The following is a 22,773-nucleotide window of genomic DNA, read 5'->3' as shown; positions in this document are numbered from 1 at the left end:
CAGATGTTCGGGAACGCCAGGAAACGGTGCCAGGCCACACCCATGTTGGTGTTCAGCGAGACCACGATCATCCAGATGAACGACGTCCCGATCTTCAGGCCGGCGAAGAAGTAGGTGAGGGTGTGCAGGGTGGGCGTGCTCATTCCCTCGAACCAGGCGAGCAGCGGGTAGGAGATGAAGAACGAGGCCTCGTAGTGCTCGACGTGGTGCAGGGCGCCTTCCAGGGCGTGCAGCACCACGATGCAGACGCCCACGGTGAGGATGACGTACTCGACGAAGTAGGCCTGGCCGGTCTTGGAGCCGGCGAAGCGTGACTTGCCGCCCGCGCGGCCGGCCCGGCTCAGTTGCCGGACGGCGATCAGGGTGATGATGCCCAGCGCCGTCATCGTGCCGAGGAACTCGACGAAGACGTTGTAGGGGGTCCAGTCGCCGATGACCGGCAGGAGCCAATCGGGCTCGAAGAGCTGGCCGGTGGCGTTGACGATGGTCAACAGCAGTGTGTAGAAGCCGACCGCCACGAACCAGTGCGCCACCCCGATGACACCCCAGCGGTTCATCCGGCTGTGGCCGGCGAACTCCCGGACCACGGTGAGGGTGCGTACGAGGGGGCGGTCCGTGCGGGTCTGGGCGGCGACGGGCTGGCCGAGCCGTATGAAGTGGTAGATCGCCAGGACGGCCCGGCCGAACAGCGCTGTACCGACCACGATGAGGACCAGCGACACGATGATCGCGGCGAGTTGCATGGGCGGACTCCTCGAACCTGCGAAAACGGAACTACTAAGCGGTAACTTAGGTGGTTCGGTCTGAGACTACCCATTTCCCGCGCCGGGCTGTAGTCGGGGGGTGTGGTGATTTGCGTCGCTCAACAGCCCGCCCGGCCCGCCGTCCCCGGCCGCATAACGTGCCTTCTGTCGCGGGGAGTTGGCTCCAGGCCGGGCGGGCGCCCGCGGCCGGACGGCCCCCCCCCGCCTCCGGATGGCTTGAGGGCTGAGGGCCTGTTGCGAGAGGGCTGGTCGCGACGCACCCAGGCGCACCTGGGCGGCGTCGCTTTGTCAGTGGTCTGGTGCATGATCGGCGCGTCAGTTCTTCTATGCGGGGTGGGGTGCTATGTCGATCACAAACGAGCAGGTAGCGGGACGTGCGTTTCTGCAGCCGCTGTACGCGGACACGTACTTTCCCCATCACGTCGTCGACAAGGGCAGGGCGATTCTGCTGCGGCTGTGCGAGCGGATTGAGGCTGAGCGGCCTTCGGATCTGGCGGCCCTGTATGTGCTCACACAGGCCGCGACGGATGAGTTCAACCTGCTGCAGGCGGAGTTCGAGGCGGCCGGGAGTGAGATCGAGACGGTAGCGCGCGAGGAGATCGCTGAGAACTTCTGGTTTGTCGCGGCGGCCTATGGCTTCACGGATGCGGACGTGGAGGAGCTGATCGTCACCCGGGACTGGTGAGCGACAGCGACAACCCGGCTGCTGGTCACGGCCGCTCGTTGAGGACTGCGACCGGCACGCACGCCAGGCCGTCGGTGAACTGTTGGCGTTTGGGCTCGTTGCCATGGCAGTTCTGGTGATGACTGGTACGAGCCATGCTCAAGGTCTGTGGATCCAGCTAGGAGCTTGGGTCAGTAACGAGCAAGCGTCGGCTTCCTGTGGTCGGCGGATCGGTCGCGGCGGCCCTGTCGCGGCTTGTGGAGCTCCGGTGGGGGTCTGCCCCGCAGGGTGTCCGGCCGGCAGGGCTCGTGATGTGGCCGGGGAGGCCAGGCTGGTCAGCCGGCCAGGGCGGGGGTCCCTGCTGTGCCGGTGTGCCGGAAGATCTTACGAAGGTTGTGGCAGGCGGCAAGGAGGCGCAATTCTCTTCGAGCGTCTTCCTCGCCGCGCAGGAGGAGTTGGCGGCCGTTCTGGCAGGTCATGATCTGTCCGAAGACGGGTTCGACGATGGCCTTGCGACGACTGTTTGCCTTCCGGCCGGGCTTGGTCCGCAACTTGCGGGCCAAGCGCTCCTTGAGCGTGGCGTTCTTGGGGATGCGCCCGCGTGGTGCGGGCGGGACCTGTTCGTCGAGCGCCTGGTCAACCAGGTCGGTGACGAAGCGGGCCAGGTGGTCTTCGGGCAGCCAGTCGTCCAGTGACGGCGGCAGCAGCAGGACCTGGTGCGGGTCGCATGCCCGGAACCGCTTGTCCACCACCGTCGGACGTGCCCGCGGCTGCTTCGGCTCGACCGGCTCGGCATCGAAAAACCCGTCCCTGTGGCGCATACCATGATCATCTCGCACGAATGGTCACGAGATGCAGGCGGGTGGCCGCCGGATGCCTGCTCAGGCGGCCGTCGACTGGAGCTGGTGCGGCATGTTCCAGCCCTCGGCGAGCCTCGACGGGTGAACGTTGTGGCCGCCGCCGAAGAACTCGCAGAACTTCATGATCAGCGGGTCCCAGCCGAGCGGGTCCACGTAGTGCGTCCCCGGGATGACCAGGTCTTCCGCGACATGGGCGCGAAGGACTTCGACCTCGAAGGCGGTGGCGTGCGACTCGGGGCCGCCGAAGGGATGGGCCGAGGCGACCTTGCACTCCAGCTGGACCGGACATTCCGCGGCTCTGGGGGCCCGGACCAGGTCCGATGCCTGCTCGGTCAGGTGGGCTGCCGAGAACTTTTCCGGCTCGTACCGGTAGCCCTGCTCCTTCTTGTAGTCCGGCACGGCCTGCTTCCCGGTGGTGAGCGCGATCCGGTCGACAGCATCGACCATCGCCGACGAGGGCAGGTTGAGCACGCACTCGCCCTCCCGCAGCAAGTTCCCGGTGGTCTGGGCGTTGTTGCCGAGACCGAGCATGCAGGACTGGCCCAGCCACCACGCCGAGGACATCGGCGCGAGATTCGCCGTGCCGTCTTCGTTGAGTGAGCTGATCAGCACCACCGGAGTTCCGAAGTACAGGACCTTGAGCTCGGGAACGACGTGCATGCGCTGTGCCTTTCGCGGAGTGCCAGACGGACAGGCCCGCGATCGGGAACACGAGCCTTCGCTGACTCTCTCGTGAGCGAGCCACTGGCACTGGCGGAAATGCGGCATCGCGTTTCGGGCGAGGGAACGATCATCCGATGCCAGAACCAGCCCGGCGTCGGTTACTGGGACACGCTCCTAGGGGAGCACGCGAAGGGCGTACCTTCCCGAGTGATCGACTGATGGTCATCGAGTGGGCCGGTGTTCGCAGCACCGGTCGGGAAGGCATGCCCGTGCTCAGCGTAGTCAACGACGACGGCACCACGCCGAACGGCTTCTTGATCGACGCGATCGTCCGGGAGGGCGCCCGACGGATGCTCGCGGCAACCCTGGAAGCCGAAGTCAACGCCTCTATTCGTGCCAGGTGCCGGCCCATCAGCAGGTCGGCGAGCTTCGAGTCCCCCTAGCTCTTGTTGGGGCTGGAGCTGCGCTGCTCCCAGTGCAGGTCGTCGAGTCGGATCCGGCCGAGGCTGGCCAGATTGCTGCTCATCATGGTCGCTCGGTTCATTCGTGGTCTCCCTGTCCAAGAGTCCGGTAGGTGGGCGGGCCGCGAACGAGCGGCCAGGCTGCCGGGGGGCGTGGCTTCCTGGCCGGTGGCTGCTTGCGACTGGCTGGTCAGACGCGCGCCGGTGCGGGGGGCGGGAAGGTAGGGGGTGATGTTGCGCCAGGCGCGCTCGACGTATTCCTCCTTCTCGCCGACGGGGGCGACGTAGTGCAGCGCGCTTTCGGCGGCGTCGTTGCCCTCAAGGCGGGCGATGATCCAGGCCGCGAGGTAGTGCGAGGCCAGGCAGCCGCCTGCGGTGGCGATGTTGCCTTTGGCGTAGAAGGGCTGGTTGAGCACCTCGACGCCGGCGGCGACGACCCAGGGCTTGGTGATCAGGTCGGTGCAAGCGGGGATGTCGTTGAGCAGGCCGAGCTTGGCCAGCACGAGCGCGCCGGAGCACTGCGCCGCGATGAGTTGGCGCGCGGGGTTCAGCCCACGCAGGATGTTCATGATCGCCGGGTCTTCGACGACCTCGCGGGTAGCGATGCCACTGCCGATGACGACGGCGTCAGCGGCGCACGCCTCCTCAAGAGTGGACATCTGTTCGATAACCACCCCGTTCATCGACGTCACCTTGGGGCTGGGGGTGGCGATGGTGACGCGCCAGTCGTCGGTCTTGATGCGGTTGAGCACGCCGAGCGCGATCAGGGAGTCGAGCTCGTTGTAGCCCTCGAACGTGAGGATGGCGATGTGCACGGCAGCTGTCCTTCCGTATGTGGGGTAGGTCCTGACGGTATGAACCCACGAACAGGACAGTCAAAGAATTGTCATGGATACAATTCGGTGCATGGCAGCCTCGCGGTACAAAAAGCTGGTCGACGCTCTCGCGTCCGACATCCGGGCGGGGCGGCTCGCCGCGGGCGTGCGGCTGCCGACACACCGCGGGCTCGCCGCCCGCGAAGGCATCGCCGTGGTGACCGCAACCCGGGTGTACGCCGAGTTGGAAGCGGTGGGCCTGGTGAGCCGGGAACAGGGCCGCGGCACGTTCGTGCGTGATATCGCGGTTTCCGCCGGTCACGGCATCGATCAGCAGGTCGTCGCCACGGATGCGGTCGACCTCAACTTCAACTATCCATCGGTGCCCGGCCAAGCCGATCTCCTACGGCAGGCCCTGCGCGAGGTGGCCACCTCCGGTGATCTCGACTCACTGCTGCGCTACCAACCACATCGAGGCCGTCCCCAGGACAGGGCCTCGATCGCACAACACCTGAGGTGTCGAGGGATCACCACTGACGCGGATCGGATCCTCATCGCCAGCGGCGCGCAGCACGGCCTGGCCATCACCGTCATGGCCACGCTCAACGCCGGCGACGTCGTGGCGGTCGACGCACTCACCTATCCCGGTTTCAAGGTGCTCGCGCACGCCTTTCATCTCGACCTGGAGCCCATACCGACAACCACCGACGGACCGAATCTCGATGCCCTCGAGAAGCTGTGCGCGACCCGCCCTGTGCGCGCGATCTACACCATGCCCACCTTGCACAACCCTCTGGGCTGGGTCATGCCGGCAACCGACCGAACCCGCCTGATCAAGATCGCTCGACAGCACGGTTCGCTCATCATCGAAGACGCCTCCTATGCCTACCTGGTCGAGAACCCTCCGCCACCTCTGGCCGCAACCGCGCCGGACATCACCGTCTACGTCTCGGGACTGTCCAAGAGCATCGCCACCGGCCTGCGGGTCGGCTTCGTCGTCGCCCCGCCTTCCGCGGTGCCCTCGCTCGAACGCGCCATCCGGGCGACTACCTGGAACACCCCCGCCCTCACCACCGCGATCGCCTGCCGCTGGCTCGACGACGGCACGGTGGACCACTTGGAAGCGCAGAAGCGAGACGACGCCACAACGCGCCAATCACTCGCCAGACAAGAGCTGGCAGGCCTACCACTCATCAGCCATCCCTCGTCCTACTTCACATGGCTGCCGCTGCCCGACGATGCACGCGCCGATCGCCTGACCGCCACCCTCGCGCGTCGGCACATCTCGGTCACCACGGCGGAGCCGTTCACCACCTCGACGCACACGCCGCAGGCGATCCGCCTCGCTCTGGGCTCGACCGATCTGGACAGTCTCAGGTCGACGCTGCGTACCGTGCGACGAGTCGCCGTCGAGGACGCCTACGCCTGAACTCCCCTCGAGCGGACGAGCCTTGCCCGCACCGACGTCTGCGTACGAAACCGCGTCAGCGCTGAAGGCATGGGGGTCCGGTAGGCCTGACACCCGGAACCGATGAGGGAATTACGGCACGGACCAACTGGCGGAAGAGCAGTCCGGCCGGCCTGTCCTCGGAGAGCGCGAAGCGGACGGTGTCCGGGACGGTGTCGCGTCCGGTCGAACGCGCCGCCGGGGTCACGCATTCCTTTCTATCGGCGGCGAATCCTATTTACCGCTCTGGTGAATCCGAGGACAAGCCTCTCGGCCCATAAAGTGCGAAGTGAGATACGTAGGACTTGATCAAGGTGCACTCACTCATACAGGTGTCGCGGTCACTCATCTGCCCGCGCACCTGGAGGAGAAGGAGCGGCGTTAGCGAGATATGACAAAGGCAACGCCCCCTGGTCTCCCGCAACGCAACGCAAGGCCGGGTAATGTACCTGAGGCCCCTGGCTTGACAGGGAGGAAATTCACTTGGACGCCTGGGGTGACTTACTCGGTGCTTGCGGCCCAAGGTGCCGCGATCGGGGACGACGTGTGGGTCGAACGCCGGATTACCGAGCCGCTGCTACGCGAATTTCTCGGGCTACTGGAGGCAATTCAGGAGGAATTCAATTCTCGGTGGAACGGCCAAGAAGACTCTGACCGTCATGCGAACTCTGACCGTCGTGCGAACAGTGCGTGACGGAAGAAAATATCATGAATCATGACTATGTGAATCCTCCATCGGCGCAGCGTGAGTGGTACTCCGATGCGTACTCCTATGGCTGGAACGGGGGGCCTGACGACAGCGTCCACGCAGGGGTTCCCTACACTGCACCGCACCCGGGGGGCTGGGACCCGGTCGAGGAGCTTGCCAATCTCCTGCAGGAAGCTGTTCCTGCGGAGCAATCGGCAAGGGTGCCGCCACTTCGCAGGGAGCATCCATCCGATGTCGACTTCAGCGACCCGCTGGAGAGCCTGGGTGCTCAGCTACCGCCTCCCCGACGCTCTTCTGCCGGGCATCGCAAGATGCAAGTTCGAAAAGCCCGCCTCAAGTGGTTGCAGACCGGCAGCTTCGCCCTCGTCGCCCTCGTCGCCGTCATCGTGGCGATGGTGAGCGTTTTCGGCGGCATGGTGGCCTACAAGCCGCTGCAGAACATCACGTCCGGAACAGGTGCCGACATCGCCCCCTCCTGGCCTCTTCTCGTGTACGGCCCCTGGATGGTGGCGTCTCTGTCCATCCTGCGCACTGCCCTGCATCAACGCCGAGCGGTGCACTCGTGGTTCATCGTTCTGCTCTTCTCCTCCGTCGCGGTAATGCTGTGCGTAGCACAGGCAGATAAGACCTTCACCGGAATTGCTGGAGCTGCCCTGCCTGCCCTCGCATCTCTCGCATGCTTTCAGCAACTCGTCCGGCAAATCACACTGACCCTGCCACCACGACAGGCCACGCGCCGCCACAGGCAGTAGCGGACCGAGTAAGCCGTGTTGGGCTGCTGTGCGTAGGCAGCCAGGACCAGGACGGGTGTGGTCACCGTGGTGGTCGGAGTCCGCAGCAGGTAACGGGAGCCGAGCCTGCGGCCTCAAGCCGGCCGGAGGGGACACGGGTGACGCCTGGCAGGGCGGCAAGCGCTGCTTCGAGGGTGACCAGCCAGCGCCGGGCATCGAGGTGCGCCTCGCCGGGGTGTGGAGGGCGCGCAAGGGACGCTCGGCCTTCAAGGGCCGTAAGCCGGGAACAGCGGCCGGGTCGACGTCCTCGACAGGCAGTCCGTGTTCGCAGCCAGGACGAACGTCCCGTAGCCGTACCCGTCCTGCGGGGCACGGCAGCGCCTGCCGCTTCCCGTAGGGCTCCCCGCCAAGCCGGCCAGCGCCGCGCCGCATCTACGGCCGTGGCCAGGCGCGACCGCCGGTGCCGGGTACGGACCGAGGCGGCCGTCACTTCACCGAGGACGCCGAGCATCGCCCCGGCCGCACGCGACACCCCGGCCGCGCGCCGGCCCACCACCATTACGCGCAATCGCGGCTCTGCTGTAGCGAGTGCGAACGCGATCGGCTGCCCCACCACCCCGTCACCGACTACCAGCACATCTGCCGGCCCCGTTCCTGCACCCAGGCTGCCTCGGCCACCGGCTCTATCCCTGCCCCTGCGAGGCATCCGAGGGGCCCGGGCCGGGCAGGGTTCGGGCCCCTCGTCTGCCGCACGCGTCCAGGGGGAGATGTACGCGTCGCGGTGCCCAACGACGGGTGTGCAGAAAGGTCACACCAAGCAGCGTCACCGCCGCGGCGGCCGCGACTGACCCGCCCGGACCAAGGCCGTGCCGACCACGCACCGGTGAGGCGGCATGACCGGCATCCTGCGCGCCGCCCCCGTCCATGGGCGGCCCGCCGCTGGCGTGTTCCGGGCCTACATCTGTACTTGCTCGTAGGTGACGGTGGTGTCGGGGCGGGCTGCGGCGAGGTGGGTCAGGGCGTCGTGTTCGGCCGGGTCGGCGGGCAGCTGCCAGCGCAGTTCGGTGGCGGTCCAGGCGTCGGCGTACTCGCAGCAGTAGGTGTTGACGGGGAGCCTGTCGGCGGGGTCCTTGTCGCTCTTGGAGCGGTTGGAGCTACCCGAGACCGCGATCAGTGAGGTGGGGGGCTCCTTGGTCGTTGGCGTAGGCCTCGCGCCGGGCGGGGGTCCACGCGGGGGCGCTGGAGTCCCAGGCTTCGGTGAGGGGGACCATGTGGTCGACGTCGAGGGAAGACGCCGCGGTCACCCACACCTGGTCGTCCTCGGAGAACCAGCGCCCGCCCGACAGTGCCACCTCGCGCCGACTTCCGGGGCGAGCTTCGCCTCGGACAGGATCACTCCCGGCGGGTGTCACAGCCGTCGCCGAGGTCGAGGCCCCTGTTCCGGTGCTTGAACTGCCCGCGGCTGTAGCCGTCTCGGCTCTCCGGCGCCTCACCGATCCACTCCAAAGCCTGGAACAGCGGAACATCCTGAGCGGTTGCCGGGGTCGACCCGGCGATGGCCGGACCTACGACTGGAAGTGCGGGCGCGGCGGTGGCCGGCGCGGCGGGGGACAGCAGCGCGAGAGCGAGCACGGCGGTCATGCGGGACAGTTTCTTGATCACACCCGGGTTGTAGCGGCCAGCCCTCTGGAGCAGATAGTGCGGGAAGACCGGTTCTCCCAGGCGGGCGCCGGAGTTCACCTGGATAGACGCCGCATCAGATCGGATTGGCGAGTGCGCGGTCGTCGGCACTGGTGACTCTGCCACGACGTCGGACCGGGCTTCAGTGCCTGCTCCTGAACCTCGTCTCACCTGGTCGCGGCGGTAAGCGCGAAGTGAGAGCTTTGAGCAAGTTCGGGGAACAGTCACGGTGACTGTTCCCCGAACGGAAGCTCCGCGAAGACGCGGCAGCAGAGCGTAATCAGAAGGGAATCGGCGCGAGGTGGACGGTCCGGATGTGGTGTCTTGTCCCAACCCGAACACCCGGTTCGCCTGTCATGCCGTGAACGACGGGTGAGACCGGCTAACTGGCGGGAGTAGGTGAGGGTCCGAGTGGAGCTCCTGGCTCAGGTAACTTCCCGAAGCCGACCCGAGGACCCTCCCCGCCCCCCGAATCGCTCAACCTCTGTACGCAAGAAGGATGTTGCATGGCAGCGGTCGCGGGCAGTCGATGGACAGGAGGGAGAGGATCTATGAGGCAACGCTCCGATCCGCACGCAGTGCCGTCATGGGCCAAGGCAGGTAACCGGTGGACCCCATGGGTTTTCTGGCCGCTGCTCTGCTTGAGCATCGCTTTGCTGGTGTGGCGGCTGATTGATGGCGACAGTGCGGTGCGCATCATGGTGGCGGCCGGCCTGGTCGCGCTGTACGCCTGGCTGCTGATCGCCAACCGGACCGCGAGGCGCAAGCGGGACAGACGCTGACACGCATCGTGTCAGGGTCCTTCGGGTCAACGAACTCGACTGCCCGGCCTCGACGGCGAGGGGAGGAGGCAGTGTTCCGACCCTGCGCTATTCCTGGGTTGGACGGCCGCTGGGAGGCTATTGGGCGACCGGCCGCGTGGTGCCGCCCGTGGCTTCTGCGGTGCAGCACGCCTGGTGCCGGTGCCGCCTCGCTCGTTACTGCTCGCCGCCTTGGGCCGTCAGGTCCAGGGCGGGACAGCGCGGGCAGGGCGGTGGATGGCTCACGGCGGTGTGCGGCGTTGCTGATGCCTGGCTTCAGGCACGGGAGATGCCCCAGTCGGCGACGTTGCCGGTGCGGTTGAAGTAGGCGTTGGTGCACACGTCGTACATGCCGCCGGCGGGTCCGTGGCCGTTGGTCACCAGGAAGCCGCCGTTGCCGGCGTAGGTGTTCCACAGGTGGACGACGTCCCCGATGTGGAGGTGGGTGTCCTGCGGGGTGGAGGTCAGGCCGAAGATCCGCCACTCGGCGGTGCCGCGGTCGGCGGTCTTGGCGGTGTGAACGTCGTACTTGGCGCCGGCCTTCTTCTGGTCCGCAGAGGCGACCTCGTTGGTGTCCAGGTAGCTGCCGGCCTGGTAGAGGTTGCGCAGGGTGATGAGGTCGCCGCTGGCGACGGGCGTGCCGGCGGTCTTGCCTTCGGCGGAGCCGACTTCCCAGGTTCCGGCGCCCGGGCCCCGGGTGGGGCTGTCGGACAATGGTCACAGGCCTTGACCTGCCTAAATGCAAACTTGTGCAACACCCTTCAGTGCTGTCCGTTGACTTTCTCAGTCGCCGTGTCATCGAACCCAGTCGAAGATCTTCTTGGCCTTGGCGTGCCAGGATGCCGGGGACACGACCGTCAGCACGTCGATCGACCGGAGCCAGCCATGATCAGCGGCGCGCATGTCATCCTCTACAGCCAGGACGCCGAGGCGGACCGCGCCTTCATCCGTGACGTCCTCGACTTTCCCGGCGTCGACGCGGGTGGCGGCTGGCTCATCTTCAAGCTGCCCCCGGCCGAAGTCGCCGTGCACCCGACCGATGGCCCGCCCCAGCACGAGTTCTACCTGATGTGTGACGACCTTGATTCCCAGCTCGGCGAGTTCCGCGCCAAGGGCGTTGAGATCACCCGCCCGGTCAGCGAACAACGCTGGGGCAAACTGACCGCTATCCGGCTCCCCAGCGGCGCCGAACTTCCGCTCTACGAACCGCTGCACCCCATCGCGCACAGCCTGTGACCCCACAGCACTCAACTCGGCCCATCGCGCCACGCTCAGATGCTGTGTCAACGAACTCAGTCGTTGCAGGGGAAGGCGTCGCGACCGACTCACCAGCAGGTATGCGCCCTCATGGACGCGGCTCTTGTCGTGGCCGCCGCAGTCGGCGAACCACTGGACGAGAAGGCCGGCCGCCGGGCGGTCGGGGGGCGCCGGTGTCGGACGCCGGGCACAGCTCCAGGTGGATCGGCCGCCCGTGTTCGTTGTCCTGCCGTGCCACCCCACCACTGTCATCCTCGCCCGGTTCAGCACTGGCATGGGGCAGAGGCTCGACCCTAGGCGCCCCCGCCTCGAGGAGCAGCCCGCTCCCGGTACGCGTCCACGTTGTCCAGGATGCTCGGCCCACCAGACACGGGCGCTGTTCCGGACCGACGTCGCCGTTCTCAGGTGTGGGCGGCATTCGGGCGGGGGAGAACCTAACGGCCCGCTGTCTGCAGTGAGTTGGCAGGGAGAGTAGTGGGCCGTACCGAGGGAGGGGTGACCGCATGCCGAGGCGTGGTCTTGCACCAACGAAGGTGTGTGTCTGCCCTGAGTGCGGGGCCTCGACCAAGGCGAGTCTGCGCAACGGCCACCTGTATGAGCACTCGGCGCCGGGGTGCCCCGGCATTTGCCCGAAGTCCGGGGAAGTGGTCCTGACGGGCCCGGAGCTTCAGAACAGCTATGAGTGCGCGTGCGGTACGTGGGCCCGGATCACGCACAAGGACACTCTTGCCCAGCACTCCATGCCGGAGGGGGAGCGGTGCCCCCTGTCCGGAGAGCCGATAGCGGCTCCTGCCGCTCCCCGTCCCGTCGTGGACGGGCTGTTGCGCATGGTGCCCGCCGCGCCGGCCCGGGGGTGGGCGAAGCCGGTCACCGGCAGCGGCGGTTCCAGCGTCTACGCGATCCTGGCCGGCCTGCCAGGCCACGGGCGACGTCGCCGCTGAGCTTGTCTCTTTTTATCTTCTGGCGCTCCTGAAGCGATGCGGGCAGGGTGGGCGGCATGTCAGAAAGCTCCGGCCCTGTTCCTGCGGACGTAGACGACCGCCAGGCGATAGAGCACATCCTCGGCCGCCCCTTGAGGCCGACATGGCCGATGGGTGCACTGGCACCGGGCAGCCGCGTCACGGTCATTCGCGACCAGGAGTGGGATGGACCTTGGCAGCTCGAGTTTGCTGGAACGATCGATGCCCTGGGTGCACCCGAACCCAACGAACATGCCCAGTCGCTCAGCGGCGAGCTGCTGTACTGGGTCACCTTTGACGCACCGCAGTACGACTGCGACGGGGCCGGTCCCTACCGCAAGGCCCAGATTTGGGGTCGTTACCTACGGACCGAGCAAGAGCCCCAAGCGTAGGGACACCCGCAAGGCCCGCCCGCCCGGAACCGCGGCTGGCCCTGCTCCTCTGTTCACCGGAGCGGGCGGGCTGTCCGTCACGGCCGGATGGTCGCCCGCCCGTGCTTGATGGCGGGGGCGGGCGCGGGCGGCGAGATGCTCGCCGAGCACCTGGGCACCCGTCGTGGTGTCGCCGATCAGTGGGTGGTGGGCGGTGATGCTTGCAGGGTCACTTCGCCGAGCACCCGCTGAAGGCCGAAGGGCCCTTTCTGCGCGGCGGCCTGCGCATCCACTTCGGCCGCTGCCGCCAATCCTGGCCCCCGCCCAGCCCGTGGAGTCCGATAGGCCGTCCGACGCCGCTCAACGCGCCCTGCACGTCCTCGATCGCGGGCCGTCTCCTCGAGCTCGAAACCGTGCCGCCGTCGAGTATCGCCACCGCGCGGACGCTGGCCTGCTGTTCATGGTCTCCAGCTTGGCCCTCGTCTCATGGCCGCCCTTCCCCATCGGGCTCGGAATCACCGCAGCCCATCCGGGGCCAGTGTGTGAGCGGTCGAAACCGACAGGCTCCTCGGGGGTGGGTCATGAGAAGGTGACCTTCGGCGTAGCAGAGGGGGGAAAATGGGGCTGACCTACGGCTACGACATCTACTTGCGTCCCCGGAACGTCGCCAGGGCACTGGCCAATCTGGCCGAGCTGGCGCCACCGACCCGTGACGTACCGCCGCTTGAGCTCACGCTGCCCGGCGGGGACCGGCTCACCCTTCCGTTCACGTCCCACTTCATGAGCGAGCCGCTCGACTGCTCCACAGGCAGCACGCTTGAACTCGACACGTCCATCATGTTCGGCGCTGATGACGCGGTGCGCGAGTACGGAGAGGTACACGGCCATGAAGCCGACGCGGAAGGGCGAGTGAAGATCGGCTATGTCTACCTGACGGTCCGGTTCGAGTCCTTGCTGAGCCCTCGTTACGCATCGGTGGAGTTCTGGGCAGCGACGTCGGCGATGAGCCGCTTGTTCGCGCAATCGGCCCGTGTCAGGGAGGTGTTCACCGGACTCACCGCAGCCAGCGGCGGAGTGTGCTGCCTGTTCGACACCGGCGACGGTGGCCCCGAGCAAGTGTGCTGGCTCAACGGTAGGGCGACCCAGGAGATGGTCCCCGGTCCCCGCTTTCCAGATCGGCAAGCCCTGGTGGCGACTTGGCCCGACCTCGACCAGTGAGCACCGGTGCCCCTTTGCGCGGCACAACCCTGACAGACCATCCGGAAGCAGTTTTGAGGGAGAGCCCGTGCCTGGACTTGGTCGCCTGCAAGGGCGAGTCGAGTCCTCGGTCTCGCGTGTCTCTCTCAAGCCGCTGACGCAGATCCGGGCAGGTGAGCACGTCGAGGCCACCGTGTCGATCGTCGCGGTGCAACGGTTCGCCGGGCGGGTACGCCTGCTGCTGAAGAGCGACGACGGCGAGTCGGCGCATGCCCGGGTGTCCGCCGCTCTGCGGGGGTGGCGGACACCCGGGGGGCGGTAGGCCCACCGGCGCATCCGGGGCAGCGGGGGAGGGGCGGGGCCGGCCTGCCCGGCCCGCTGGCGTGGTGCCGGCCGGAGACACCGCGCCGAGGTTCGGGCCGACGTGATCACCACCACCGAGCCGCCGGCCCGCCTGCGGCACCCGAACTTCATGCGTATCGACGACCGTCACACGGGGGTGGCGAGATCATCTGGCGGCATGGCGGCATGGCGGCATGGCGGCATGGCGGCATGGCGGTCTGGCCGGGCCTGGCCGGCGGGCGGGCTTCATGACCTTCGACTGCCTGTTATCGGAGGCGTGTCACTCCGGAATCTTCCGGATGCCGCTCCCTGTGTTGCCCCGGATACCTTCCAGGCACTGGTCCCGGCCAGGGTGGCGAGGACCCGGTGACGGCGATCGCATGGCGCACAAGGCGGCCGGAACCTGTCTGGTCACAGCCCTGCCCCGGAAGGCGCCGGTAGGCGACGAAGGAGAAATCATGATCGTGAAACACATCAAGGCGACCGCGGCATCCGTCACGGTGGCCGCAGCGATGGCCGGAATCCTGGCCGCTCCCTCGGCCCAGGCCGCGACGTCGGCCCCGGCGGCGGCAGCGGCGGCCGAGTGCGGCGTGCGCGCTCACGACAATCGGTTGTGGTGCGGGAACAGTGGATCGGCGCCGACCCGGGCGGAGCCGTTCCACGAAAGCCCCATCACCGGTCTGCTGCAGTCGACGTTCAGCTACTTCACCTGCTGGTCGCCGGGCGGACTGCACGGCGGCGGCAACACGACCTGGTACCGCACGGTTCCCGACTGGAGCAGCGACGGGCGGGAGGGCTATGTGCCGGCCGACTGGGTGTTCACTCCCAGCTGGTTCGACGCCGACCCGAGCAGGTACGGCCTGCGGCGCTGCTGACATGGCGACCTCGGCCCCACCGGGACGCACACCCCGGTGGGGCCGGCCGTGGCCGCAGTGACCTGATGCGCCCTCATATCAGCTCATCGGCAATGGAGTCGACCATGCCCGGCATGGACCTCCGGCGCACTCGCCCTACTCCTCGCCACGGCCGGTTCGGCCTCGCCGAACGCCCGGCGAGCCGGTCCCGGCCACGGGCATACACAGCGAGCTGACCGACCCGGAAAACGGTCTCCGCGTCGACGTCGTCGTCGAGGTCCGCCTGACCTTCCGCGGAGTCCAGGGCGGCAAAGCCCCTACGTGTCGCGCCTCGTGACTCAAGGGCCACACGACCGGGGGCGTCACCCGGCAGTGCTGACGACGCTCGTCCGGGACGGGTCGGGCCGGGCCCGCCCGGCCCGGAGCACCGTACGAAACGACCGCCCGGCACCGAGTCGGGCGGGCAAGGAGGGATTCCATGCGCACACCCCGCAGCAGACACGCCATCGGGTCGCCGCTGCCCAGGCCGTTCGTCCTCGTCGTCGCGGCCGTCCTCGCGGTGTTCGGGATGTGGGCGGCTTCGGGGACGGCCCCGGCGGCCGCCACGCCGACGCAGGCGACCGCGGGCGCCCGGCCCGACTTCCGGCTGCCCTTCGCCTGCGGCGAGACCTGGCAGTTGCAGACCTACCAGGGACACGCTCCCGACGACAAGAAGCTCGACATGTACCGCGTCGGGGGGCAGACCCTCGGCGCTTCGGTCGTCGCCTCGGCCGCCGGCACGGTCACCGAGTTCTTCGAACCTGGAGGCCTGGAGATCAATCACGGAGGCGGCTGGTTCTCGGTGTACCTTCACCTGGACCGCATCGACGTGCGGCTGGGTCAGCAGGTGTCCTCGGGCGCGCCGCTCGGCAGGCTCGGGCTGGTCGGGACCACCTCGGCGCACCTGCACTACGAGCAGCTGTACGACACCAACGGCGACGACGACGGCGAGACGGACGAGATGGTGCACCCGGTGCTGCAGGGCACCGAGTACCGGCTTTCCCCCTCCGGGCCGTTCCCCCGAGTCACCAGCACCAACGCCTGCGGCGGCAACCCTGTTCCGGAGCGGTTCTGGGTGGACACCTTCGCCGACGCCCCCGGTTACGCGGCGGTCGACTGCGTCGGCGACACCAGCCCTCGTTGCGCGGTGTAGGGCAAGCTACTCAAGGGCACCAACTACGTCCTGTGCAAGAAGGCGGGCGACGAGGTGCGCGTGGGGAACTCCTACAACCACTGGTGGCTGCTCACCGACCTCGACCAGGTGGTGCCGGGCGGCTCGGGCCGCGCGTACGTCTCCGCGTACTACCTCCAGCGCTGGGGCAATGACGAGGCGAAGGACAACGAGGGGCGCGACATCCGGCTGTGCTGACCGACGTCAGCCCGGAGAGGGCCGGGCCGGGCACTCCGCCAGCGCCGGACGATCCTTCGTCCGCACCGCCGGCAGCCAGGCCGTGGTCCGGCCCTTCTCCGCCGTGAGGCGCACCCTGTACCACTGCACCGAACGCGTGCCCGCTTCGTCGGCGACCGGCATCCCTTGGGGGAGTTGGCAGTCGGCGGTCAGGACGTCTCCGTCCCACACCCTGGTCAGCACGACGTTGTCGATGTCGTACGGCAGCAGGGGGTCGATCGCGAGTCCGAGGCTGCACAGGTTGTCCCGCTCACCGGGCCGGTGGCACGACCGCTCGGCGTTGTACACCTTGACGCGCGCGTTCGGCACGATGCTCGGCGTCGCCGCACCGCCTCGGCCGGAGCCGGAGCCGGAGCCGCTGCCCGGTGACCGCTCCTCGTCGTCGTACTGGAGCCACCCGACGGAGCCCAGGCCGCCCGCCGCCACGATCAGCGCGGCGGCGGCCAGGATCATGCGCCTGTTCCGGGCCCCTGGGGGCGCTGCGGACCGCTCCTGCTCGGCCCGGATACGACCCAGCAGGCTCTCGACGGTGTGCGCGGCACGGTCGGTGTGTGCCGGACTGAGGCAGTCGGCCGCCAGATCACGCCAGAAGGGCGGCACGCGCGGGTCCATGCGCAGCGGTGCGCGTCCGTCGGCGTACTCCTGGGCGGCGGCTCCGCGGGCCGCGGGCGTGGCCCCGGGGAAGGGCGCGGCACCTCCGGTGAAGACCTGGTGGATCATCACGCCCAGTGCCCAGATGTCGGTGCTCTGCCGCACCTGTACGCCCCGTTCGCCCAGCGACGCCTGCCAGCGTTCCGGCGGCAGGTAGTCAGGGGTGCCCAGGGGAGGGATGTAGGCGTGGGTGCCGGTCAGCTCCACGGAGAGACCGAAATCCGCCAGCCGTGCCGATCCGTCCGCCATGATCAGGACGTTGTCGGGCTTGAGGTCCCCGTGCACCCAGCCCAGTCCGTGCAGGTGCGCGAGCCCTTCGCAGACCTCGGTGAGCAGCCGAGCTCCCTCTCGCGCCGACAGCGGCACTTCGCCGGACGGGGCGGAGGATCGCGCAGCGGTCGACGAGGGGCCGCCCCGACCGGAGGGAGAGGAAGCCTCCAGCCGCTCACGCAGGTTGCGTTCGGCCCGCTCCATGACGAGCACGACGGCCCCGTCGAAGGCCGAACCGGCGGACTCGCCGAGCGTGATGGATTCGAACAGCCTGATCAGCCGGGGATGCCGGGTGCGCCGACTGAGCTCGGTTTCGCGCCGGGCGGTCTCCACCAGCCCGCGCGCCTGTCGCGGCGCGAGCCCGGCCGTGGGCAGGAACTTGAGGGCGACCTCCGACGGGGTCGTCTCCCCAGGTGCGGCTGACCCGCCCTCGTTCGGGTCGCCGCCGCGCCCGCTGTCGCCGCCGTGTCCGCCGTCACCGCCGCCGTTCGGATCGTCGACGCGCCTGGCCGCGTACACCGTCCCCCATCCACCAGCTCCGATCAGGCCGGTGACCTCCCATTCACCGACCCGGTAGCCGCGTGGAACCATCTCCATGGATTCGCTGTTCACCCTCCCGCCACCCCCGTCCGGTGCAGCGACGATCTCCTCGACGGCAGGAGTCTTAAGTGCTCCTCGCGCACGAGCCCGAAACGCAGGGCGAGTCCTGCCACCGCCTCCCGCTTGCCGTTGCGTCGCACGCCCTGACCCGGTCCGGTCGTCGCCGGGGCGGTGATGCGCAGCTTTTCGTCCGCCAGATAGTCGATGTGGGAGCTCACCGCCCGGTTGGTCAGCCGCTCGCAGCCCGGCTGGTTCCGCAGCCGTTCCACGATCTGGGGCGTGGTCGCCACCGCCACCGTGGACTCGTCGCGCAGGCGCGGCTCGCACAGCGCGACCAGGACGAGGAAGTACGTGGAGGTCTCGTCCAGGGAGAAGCCGGCGAGCGTCCCGGTGCCCGTCAGACCCGCCACGCCGCTTCCGCCGAGGTACACGTGGTCGGGGGCGAACACCTGGAAACTCACGGCGGAACCCCGGGTGGGCAGGACGATGCGTGCGAACTCGAAGGGCACGGGGGCTCCGGCCCTGCGGGGCGGGACCCTGAAGTATTCCCCCGCTCCTTCAGGGTTCTCCACCAGATAGGTCTGGTTCGTACTGAGGTTGCTCAACTGCCAGTGGTCCTCCGTCACCCGGATCTCTCCGGCGAGCCGGGATACCGCCGGATTCGCCATGCGCAGATCGACGGGGACGGACGCGGAGCCGCGCCCGAAGCGGGCGACCTCCCCCGGGCCGAGCCGAAGGCTCACCGGCTCCGACGCGGGCGTGGTCTCCGCGCTCCCGTCCGACGGCAGATGAACCAGTACGCCGCTCATGGTCTCCTTCTCCTCCTCGAAATCCTGGCACCGGGCCGCGCATCCGCCCCTGTCCGGACGGTATTCATGAGCTGTGGGGTTCGGCCCGGCCGGCGCGGGGCTCGGGTGCGAGCTTCAGTAGTCGCTTCGTCGAAGTTCCGGGACGGCCGAAGGCGTTCAGCCCGCTCCGGCCCCTAAGAGGCGACGGCGGCAGTACCGGTTCCCGACCGTTGGCGCTCTCTGCGGAGTCGTGTTCGAAGGGTCAACCCAGCGCTGCCGAAAGGCCGTTGGGCGTGGGGAGTGCGTGCCGTCGGAGCGTCCCGCGAGCAGGCGGGGGCGTGCCGCATCGGCCCGGGGGACGGCAGTCCGGTCCGGCCGGGCGTCCGGCACGTACGGGGAGCGGGCACAGGCCCGGAACTCGCGGTGCGCGGCAGAGCAGTCCTCAGACCGTGCCCGCGCGCGGTGTGCGCCGCGTGCCCTTCCGGGTGAGGATCGTGCCCGCGGATCGGCAGTGGTGCTGCGGCGGCCTGCTGGTCTCGGTCATGGTCGGTCCCCCGTCTGATTCCCTGCAACGAGCGGTGCGGCAGTGCCCGGCGCGCAGCCGGGAGGGTCAGTTCCGGCGACCAGGGCAGCGCTCAGAACACTCACACGGCGGCACCCTCGTTGTCATGGGATTCAGGCATGCGGAATCCCATCGTGTCGATAAGGTAATCCTCATGAATGAGGAAAGAGGGCAACTGCCATAGCCGCCACGGGATCCGAGAGGCCTGCGGAACCGAGCGTTCACCAACTGCGTCTGTTCGTGGTACTCAGCGAGGAACTCCATTTCGGGCGCGCCGCCGCCCGTCTGTTCATCACGCAGTCCGCGCTCAGCCAGCAGATCCGGGACCTGGAACAACGCCTGGGTGTAAGGCTGTTCGAGCGCACGAGCCGTGCGGTCGCTCTCACCGTCGCCGGGCGGGCCCTGGTCCCCGAGGCGCGAGCAGCGGTCGACGCCATCGCCCGGGTGCGCAGGATCGCCGACGCCCAGGCACGCCGGATTTCGGTCCAGCTCGTCGTGGGAACCATCGGGGCCGAGGCTGCCATGCCGCACACCCGCGCCGTCCTGCGTACCCTGCTGGACCGGCACCCGGGGATGACACTGCAGGTCGTCAACCTGAACTTCGCCGACCACCTTGCTGCTCTCGTCCGGCAGGAGGTAGACGTGATGTTCCTGCGGCCCCCTGTTCCGGACGGCATAGAGGTGCGTCATCTCGCCACCGAGCCCCGCGTGGCGTGCGTTCCCGCCGGCGATCCGCTGGCCGCCCTGCCCAGCGCGAGCCTGGCGCAGTTCGCCGGCCGACCCGTCGTCGCCATGCCCGAGAAGGTGCCGCGGGTGTGGTGGGACTTCTGGGCGGTGGACCCGCGCCCCGACGGCAGCCCCGTGCGGTACGGGCCGGTGGTGACCGACATGGAGTCCCTGCTGCACGCCGTGGCCGGCGGAACTGCGATGTGCTTCCTTCCGGCAGCCGCACGCGACCTGTTCCCCCGCCCCGGCATCCGCTACATCGACGTCACCGATCTCACCCCGTGCAGTGCCGCCCTGGCCTGGCTCGCCGAAAGGCGCGACGAACCCGGCATCGCGGCCATACGCAAGGCAGCCCGCGCCGTTCCCTGAAGCCGGCGGGGGAGGGCGGGCGATCGGGTGACACTGGACGCCGGCCCAGGGGAGCCGATCGCGTCCGGCGTACGCCTCACCGTCAGTCCCTACAGAGGCGCGGCGGGGGCGCCGGGGGCTCGGGGTGCTCGTCCTCCGCGTAGTCCTCGGCGAGTTCCTGCACGTCCGCGTCCGGGGACGCGCGGGCCGCCTCACGCCACTGTCCCAGCAGGCCGGGCGCACCCACCTCGTCCAGCAGCATCGCCAGGGCCTGCATGGCGAAGACGTCGGTCACCTCCTCGCGCAGCGTCGCGGCCGTCAGCGGTGCAGCCCGGCGTGCAGGGCCTCGGCGTACGCGTGTCCGGCGTGCAGGACCTCGGCGTGCGCGTGTCAGGAGCCGCTCAGCCGGCGCAGCACGAGCCGGGCGAAGATGCCGGGCGGTCCCAGGCCCAGGGAGCAGGCGTAGAGCTCGAGTACGACGACTTGTGCCAACTCCGGGCGGTCCCAGCCCACGTCCTTGAGCAGATGCAGCGGGGCGAAAAGGTCGCCTCCGCCGTTCAGCGCCTTGCGCAGCGCCGGCAGTGGGTCGGTCTCGAACAGCACCCGCCGGGCCTTGCTGTACGAGTTGCTCGCCCGGACGTAGTCGTCCCAGGCATCCTCTGCCTCGCTCTTCTCCTCCTTGCAGAACCAAGCCATCGCGTTCCCCTCGGCGTGCAAGCTCTTCCCGGCCGACGACCCGGCGTCCGCCGACCACTGCGCCCCGTACCTCAGACCAACCGACCACCGGATAGTCGCTCTTGCGCTCCGAGACGCGGGCAACCGCTCCGTGCACACCTTGATCGCGCCCGCGATGCGCCTCAACCACAGCTCTGCCGATGGATATTGACGGGGTATCCGATCGTGCCTACATCGAAGCGCTCCGGTGAGGAGAGGTCGTCGAGTCTCGCGCGGCGCGCTCGCTACGACCGGGTGACGAGTTCGGTACCGGCGACTGCTGCCGAGGCCGTCGGCGCTCCCGTCAACGACGGCATCGAGCACGCCGTCGACCGGGCCCGCGAGGCGGCCGGCGACCGCGATGTCCGCATCGCCGGCGGCGGCGCGACGATCCTGGAGCACCTGAACGCCGGCCTGGTCGACGAGTTCTCGATCACGCTGGCACCGGTACTTCTCGGCGCCGGGACCCGGCTGTTCGAGGGCGTGGACGCGTCAAGGATCGCGCCGGAGCCGGTCCGTTCGGAGCCGTCGTCGCGGGTGACGCACCTGACCTACGCCGTGCACCCACGGTAGCCGCGCCGCCCACTCCACCGGCCTGGTCGGTGCGCCGAGCGGACCCGAATGGTCGGTGACGGCTCCCGGCCGCGGATGGCACAGTGGCGGCATGTGCGGCCGATACGTCTCCACCCGCAGCCCCCAGGACCTCGCCCCCCTCTTCCACGTCTCCGACCCGCCTCCCGAGGAGACGCTCGCACCGAACTGGAACGTCGCCCCCACCGACAATGTGTGGGCCGTCCTCGAGCGGGCGCCCCGCGACAGCGACGACCGCACGGGAGTCCTGCGGGAGCTTCGGTCGCTGCGCTGGGGGCTGGTGCCGTCGTGGGCCAAGGACGTGAAGATCGGCTCTCGGTTGATCAACGCACGGGTGGAGACCGTGCACGAGAAGCCCGCCTACCGCCGCGCGTTCACGCGTCGCCGCTGCCTGCTGCCCGCCGACGGCTTTTACGAGTGGGAGCAGGTCAAGGAGCCCGACACCGGCAAGACCCGCAAGCAGCCGTACTTCATCCACTCCGAGGACGACCAGGTGATGGCCCTCGCCGGATTGTACGAATACTGGCGCGACCCGGCCGTCCCACACGACGACGACCCGGACGCCTGGCTGATGACCTGCACCATCATCACCACCGAGGCCACCGACGCAGCCGGCCGCGTCCACCCCCGCATGCCGCTCGCCCTCACCCCCGACCACTACGACGCCTGGCTCGACCCCACCCACCAGGACGCCGACGACCTGCGCGCCCTCCTCGGCCAGCCCGCGGGCGGCCACCTCGACGCGCGTCCCGTATCCATGACGGTCAACAACGTCCGCAACAACAATCCTCACCTCGTCGACGAAGTCACCATCGGGTGAGGGGACTTCACCCGGCCTGGACCGCTCGAACGCCTGCGCCGACCTTCGGCGAAGTCGAGATTCCGATGGCGTGACGCAGCATCCGGCGTCAAGCATCGCCGGATGCACGAAGTGCGGTTGTCCGTCCTGGAGGGGGTGCGGCCTGGCCACCCGTGCGGTCCTTCTGGTCTCCCGGTACGCCGCACACGAGGGCGGGAAGGAGGCGGTGATCCGGGTGGAGCCGGAGAACGCGACAGCTGCCGCGGTCGCCGAAAGGGCGGGGTTCACTCCCGGCAAGCGCACACACGGTAAGGACGGGACCCGTCTCGACTGGTACATCAGGCGCCTGCGCAGCGAAACCCGGTGACGACCCGGTGCCCCCAGCCGGCACGGGGACGTTTCGCACCGCCGGATCAGCGACCACATGACGGCCCTTGACGTCCGTTTCCCAACTCCCTTCCAGGCAAGGCACGCAGCAGTGCAAGGGCCGGATACTGCACAGCTCCTGTGGGGTGCCGTCGGAGACGGAGCCGCGTGGGGAGCCGGGAGTGTCGCCCGCCCGCGATCCCGTATCCCAGGCACTCACATATCTGCACGTCAGGTGGGCTGGGATGATTCCATCGTCGCCGAAGGGGCGGCAGTCGTTGCGCCGGACTCCGGTGGCCCCCGATGCTCTTGGTGTCGCCACCTGCCGGGGCCGGAC

25 protein-coding genes and 2 pseudogenes are annotated in these 22,773 nt (G+C 68.7%); 16 read left to right on the top strand and 11 right to left on the bottom strand.

Going from position 1 to position 22,773, the window contains the following annotated elements:
- Positions 1–743 (bottom strand): annotated as a pseudogene (locus ACFVYS_RS38945) (Fe-S oxidoreductase); the annotation flags it as partial.
- Between the two features lie 364 nt (positions 744–1,107).
- Here ACFVYS_RS38945 and ACFVYS_RS38940 point away from each other — a divergent pair.
- The gene (locus ACFVYS_RS38940) at positions 1,108–1,449 is read left to right on the top strand and encodes a DUF5713 family protein (protein WP_389509962.1); all 342 of its coding nucleotides are present in this window, start codon (positions 1,108–1,110) and stop codon (positions 1,447–1,449) included.
- Between the two features lie 314 nt (positions 1,450–1,763).
- Here ACFVYS_RS38940 and ACFVYS_RS38935 read toward each other — a convergent pair.
- Together ACFVYS_RS38935 and ACFVYS_RS38930 are read right to left on the bottom strand one after the other, a co-directional pair.
- Positions 1,764–2,054 (bottom strand): annotated as a pseudogene (locus ACFVYS_RS38935) (transposase); the annotation flags it as partial.
- Positions 2,055–2,309: 255 nt separating this feature from the next.
- A complete protein-coding gene (locus ACFVYS_RS38930; protein ID WP_389509961.1) occupies positions 2,310–2,948 on the bottom strand; it encodes a flavin reductase family protein in 639 nt (212 codons plus the stop codon).
- A 221-nt stretch (positions 2,949–3,169) separates the two neighbouring features.
- Here ACFVYS_RS38930 and ACFVYS_RS38925 point away from each other — a divergent pair, with 221 nt between their 5' ends.
- Positions 3,170–3,394 carry a hypothetical protein gene (locus tag ACFVYS_RS38925; protein ID WP_389509968.1) on the top strand — a complete coding sequence of 75 codons (225 nt, stop codon included), beginning with the start codon at positions 3,170–3,172 and terminating at the stop codon, positions 3,392–3,394.
- Here the strand turns inward: ACFVYS_RS38925 and ACFVYS_RS38920 are convergent.
- Positions 3,391–4,227, bottom strand: a complete 837-nt coding sequence (locus ACFVYS_RS38920; RefSeq protein ID WP_389509959.1) for a DJ-1/PfpI family protein — start codon at positions 4,225–4,227, stop codon at positions 3,391–3,393. The genes ACFVYS_RS38925 and ACFVYS_RS38920 overlap by 4 nt on opposite strands.
- A 91-nt stretch (positions 4,228–4,318) precedes the next feature.
- Here ACFVYS_RS38920 and ACFVYS_RS38915 point away from each other — a divergent pair, with 91 nt between their 5' ends.
- Both ACFVYS_RS38915 and ACFVYS_RS38910 read left to right on the top strand, forming a co-directional pair.
- Entirely contained in the window at positions 4,319–5,656 is a 1,338-nt protein-coding gene (locus ACFVYS_RS38915) for a PLP-dependent aminotransferase family protein (protein WP_389509957.1), read from the top strand.
- A gap of 726 nt (positions 5,657–6,382) precedes the next feature.
- The gene (locus tag ACFVYS_RS38910) at positions 6,383–7,135 is read left to right on the top strand and encodes a DUF2637 domain-containing protein (RefSeq protein WP_389509955.1); all 753 of its coding nucleotides are present in this window, start codon (positions 6,383–6,385) and stop codon (positions 7,133–7,135) included.
- 1,133 nt (positions 7,136–8,268) lie between these two features.
- Here the strand turns inward: ACFVYS_RS38910 and ACFVYS_RS38905 are convergent.
- Both ACFVYS_RS38905 and ACFVYS_RS38900 read right to left on the bottom strand, forming a co-directional pair.
- Positions 8,269–8,466 (bottom strand): hypothetical protein, encoded by a 198-nt coding sequence (locus ACFVYS_RS38905; RefSeq protein WP_389509953.1) that lies wholly within the window; start codon positions 8,464–8,466, stop codon positions 8,269–8,271.
- Between the two features lie 40 nt (positions 8,467–8,506).
- Entirely contained in the window at positions 8,507–8,776 is a 270-nt protein-coding gene (locus ACFVYS_RS38900; protein WP_389509951.1) for a hypothetical protein, read from the bottom strand.
- Positions 8,777–9,435: 659 nt separating this feature from the next.
- On the opposite strand from ACFVYS_RS38900, the gene ACFVYS_RS38895 reads away from it, so the two are divergent.
- A complete protein-coding gene (locus ACFVYS_RS38895) occupies positions 9,436–9,576 on the top strand; it encodes a hypothetical protein (protein WP_389509949.1) in 141 nt (46 codons plus the stop codon).
- A 294-nt stretch (positions 9,577–9,870) separates the two neighbouring features.
- Here the strand turns inward: ACFVYS_RS38895 and ACFVYS_RS38890 are convergent, their stop codons facing one another.
- A complete protein-coding gene (locus tag ACFVYS_RS38890; protein ID WP_389509947.1) occupies positions 9,871–10,308 on the bottom strand; it encodes a hypothetical protein in 438 nt (145 codons plus the stop codon).
- Between the two features lie 171 nt (positions 10,309–10,479).
- Here ACFVYS_RS38890 and ACFVYS_RS38885 point away from each other — a divergent pair, with 171 nt between their 5' ends.
- The 7 genes from ACFVYS_RS38885 (at position 10,480) to ACFVYS_RS38855 (ending at position 15,982) form a co-directional block, all read left to right on the top strand.
- Complete coding sequence (locus ACFVYS_RS38885; RefSeq protein ID WP_389509945.1) at positions 10,480–10,830, top strand: VOC family protein; 351 nt, start codon at positions 10,480–10,482, stop codon at positions 10,828–10,830.
- 1,018 nt (positions 10,831–11,848) lie between these two features.
- Positions 11,849–12,202 carry a ferrous iron transport protein A gene (locus ACFVYS_RS38880; protein WP_389509944.1) on the top strand — a complete coding sequence of 118 codons (354 nt, stop codon included), beginning with the start codon at positions 11,849–11,851 and terminating at the stop codon, positions 12,200–12,202.
- A 597-nt stretch (positions 12,203–12,799) separates the two neighbouring features.
- On the top strand, positions 12,800–13,399 hold the full coding sequence (locus ACFVYS_RS38875; RefSeq protein ID WP_389509942.1) for a hypothetical protein: 600 nt from the start codon (positions 12,800–12,802) through the stop codon (positions 13,397–13,399).
- A 67-nt stretch (positions 13,400–13,466) separates the two neighbouring features.
- Positions 13,467–13,700, top strand: coding sequence for a hypothetical protein (locus tag ACFVYS_RS38870; protein WP_389509940.1), 234 nt, complete (start codon positions 13,467–13,469; stop codon positions 13,698–13,700).
- A gap of 478 nt (positions 13,701–14,178) precedes the next feature.
- Positions 14,179–14,595, top strand: a complete 417-nt coding sequence (locus ACFVYS_RS38865) for a hypothetical protein (protein ID WP_389509938.1) — start codon at positions 14,179–14,181, stop codon at positions 14,593–14,595.
- 457 nt (positions 14,596–15,052) lie between these two features.
- Positions 15,053–15,766: a M23 family metallopeptidase gene (locus ACFVYS_RS38860; RefSeq protein ID WP_389509936.1), complete on the top strand. Its 714-nt coding sequence runs from the start codon at positions 15,053–15,055 to the stop codon at positions 15,764–15,766.
- Positions 15,767–15,826: 60 nt separating this feature from the next.
- On the top strand, positions 15,827–15,982 hold the full coding sequence (locus ACFVYS_RS38855; protein WP_389509935.1) for a hypothetical protein: 156 nt from the start codon (positions 15,827–15,829) through the stop codon (positions 15,980–15,982).
- A gap of 6 nt (positions 15,983–15,988) precedes the next feature.
- Here the strand turns inward: ACFVYS_RS38855 and ACFVYS_RS38850 are convergent, their stop codons facing one another.
- A complete protein-coding gene (locus tag ACFVYS_RS38850) occupies positions 15,989–17,539 on the bottom strand; it encodes a serine/threonine-protein kinase (RefSeq protein ID WP_389509966.1) in 1,551 nt (516 codons plus the stop codon).
- Positions 17,540–17,550: 11 nt separating this feature from the next.
- Complete coding sequence (locus ACFVYS_RS38845; protein ID WP_389509933.1) at positions 17,551–18,351, bottom strand: serine/threonine protein kinase; 801 nt, start codon at positions 18,349–18,351, stop codon at positions 17,551–17,553.
- 781 nt (positions 18,352–19,132) lie between these two features.
- On the opposite strand from ACFVYS_RS38845, the gene ACFVYS_RS38840 reads away from it, so the two are divergent.
- Positions 19,133–19,987 (top strand): LysR family transcriptional regulator, encoded by an 855-nt coding sequence (locus ACFVYS_RS38840; protein WP_389509931.1) that lies wholly within the window; start codon positions 19,133–19,135, stop codon positions 19,985–19,987.
- Positions 19,988–20,069: 82 nt separating this feature from the next.
- Here the strand turns inward: ACFVYS_RS38840 and ACFVYS_RS38835 are convergent, their stop codons facing one another.
- Together ACFVYS_RS38835 and ACFVYS_RS38830 are read right to left on the bottom strand one after the other, a co-directional pair.
- The gene (locus ACFVYS_RS38835; RefSeq protein ID WP_389509929.1) at positions 20,070–20,261 is read right to left on the bottom strand and encodes a hypothetical protein; all 192 of its coding nucleotides are present in this window, start codon (positions 20,259–20,261) and stop codon (positions 20,070–20,072) included.
- 95 nt (positions 20,262–20,356) lie between these two features.
- Entirely contained in the window at positions 20,357–20,662 is a 306-nt protein-coding gene (locus tag ACFVYS_RS38830) for a hypothetical protein (protein WP_389509927.1), read from the bottom strand.
- A gap of 15 nt (positions 20,663–20,677) precedes the next feature.
- Here ACFVYS_RS38830 and ACFVYS_RS38825 point away from each other — a divergent pair, with 15 nt between their 5' ends.
- The 3 genes from ACFVYS_RS38825 to ACFVYS_RS38815 all read left to right on the top strand — a co-directional run bounded on the left by ACFVYS_RS38825 (position 20,678) and on the right by ACFVYS_RS38815 (position 22,437).
- Positions 20,678–21,253 (top strand): dihydrofolate reductase family protein, encoded by a 576-nt coding sequence (locus tag ACFVYS_RS38825; RefSeq protein ID WP_389509925.1) that lies wholly within the window; start codon positions 20,678–20,680, stop codon positions 21,251–21,253.
- Positions 21,254–21,344: 91 nt separating this feature from the next.
- A complete protein-coding gene (locus tag ACFVYS_RS38820) occupies positions 21,345–22,091 on the top strand; it encodes an SOS response-associated peptidase (RefSeq protein WP_389509923.1) in 747 nt (248 codons plus the stop codon).
- A gap of 70 nt (positions 22,092–22,161) precedes the next feature.
- Entirely contained in the window at positions 22,162–22,437 is a 276-nt protein-coding gene (locus ACFVYS_RS38815) for a GNAT family N-acetyltransferase (RefSeq protein WP_389509921.1), read from the top strand.
- The last annotated feature ends 336 nt before the right edge of the window (positions 22,438–22,773 follow it).

Source organism: Streptomyces sp. NPDC058295, assembly GCF_042880655.1.
GTDB classification, from domain to species: domain Bacteria; phylum Actinomycetota; class Actinomycetes; order Streptomycetales; family Streptomycetaceae; genus Streptomyces; species Streptomyces coriariae.
The sequence above is the reverse complement of the archived record's forward strand: the minus strand, read 5'-3'. Positions and strand labels throughout refer to the sequence as shown.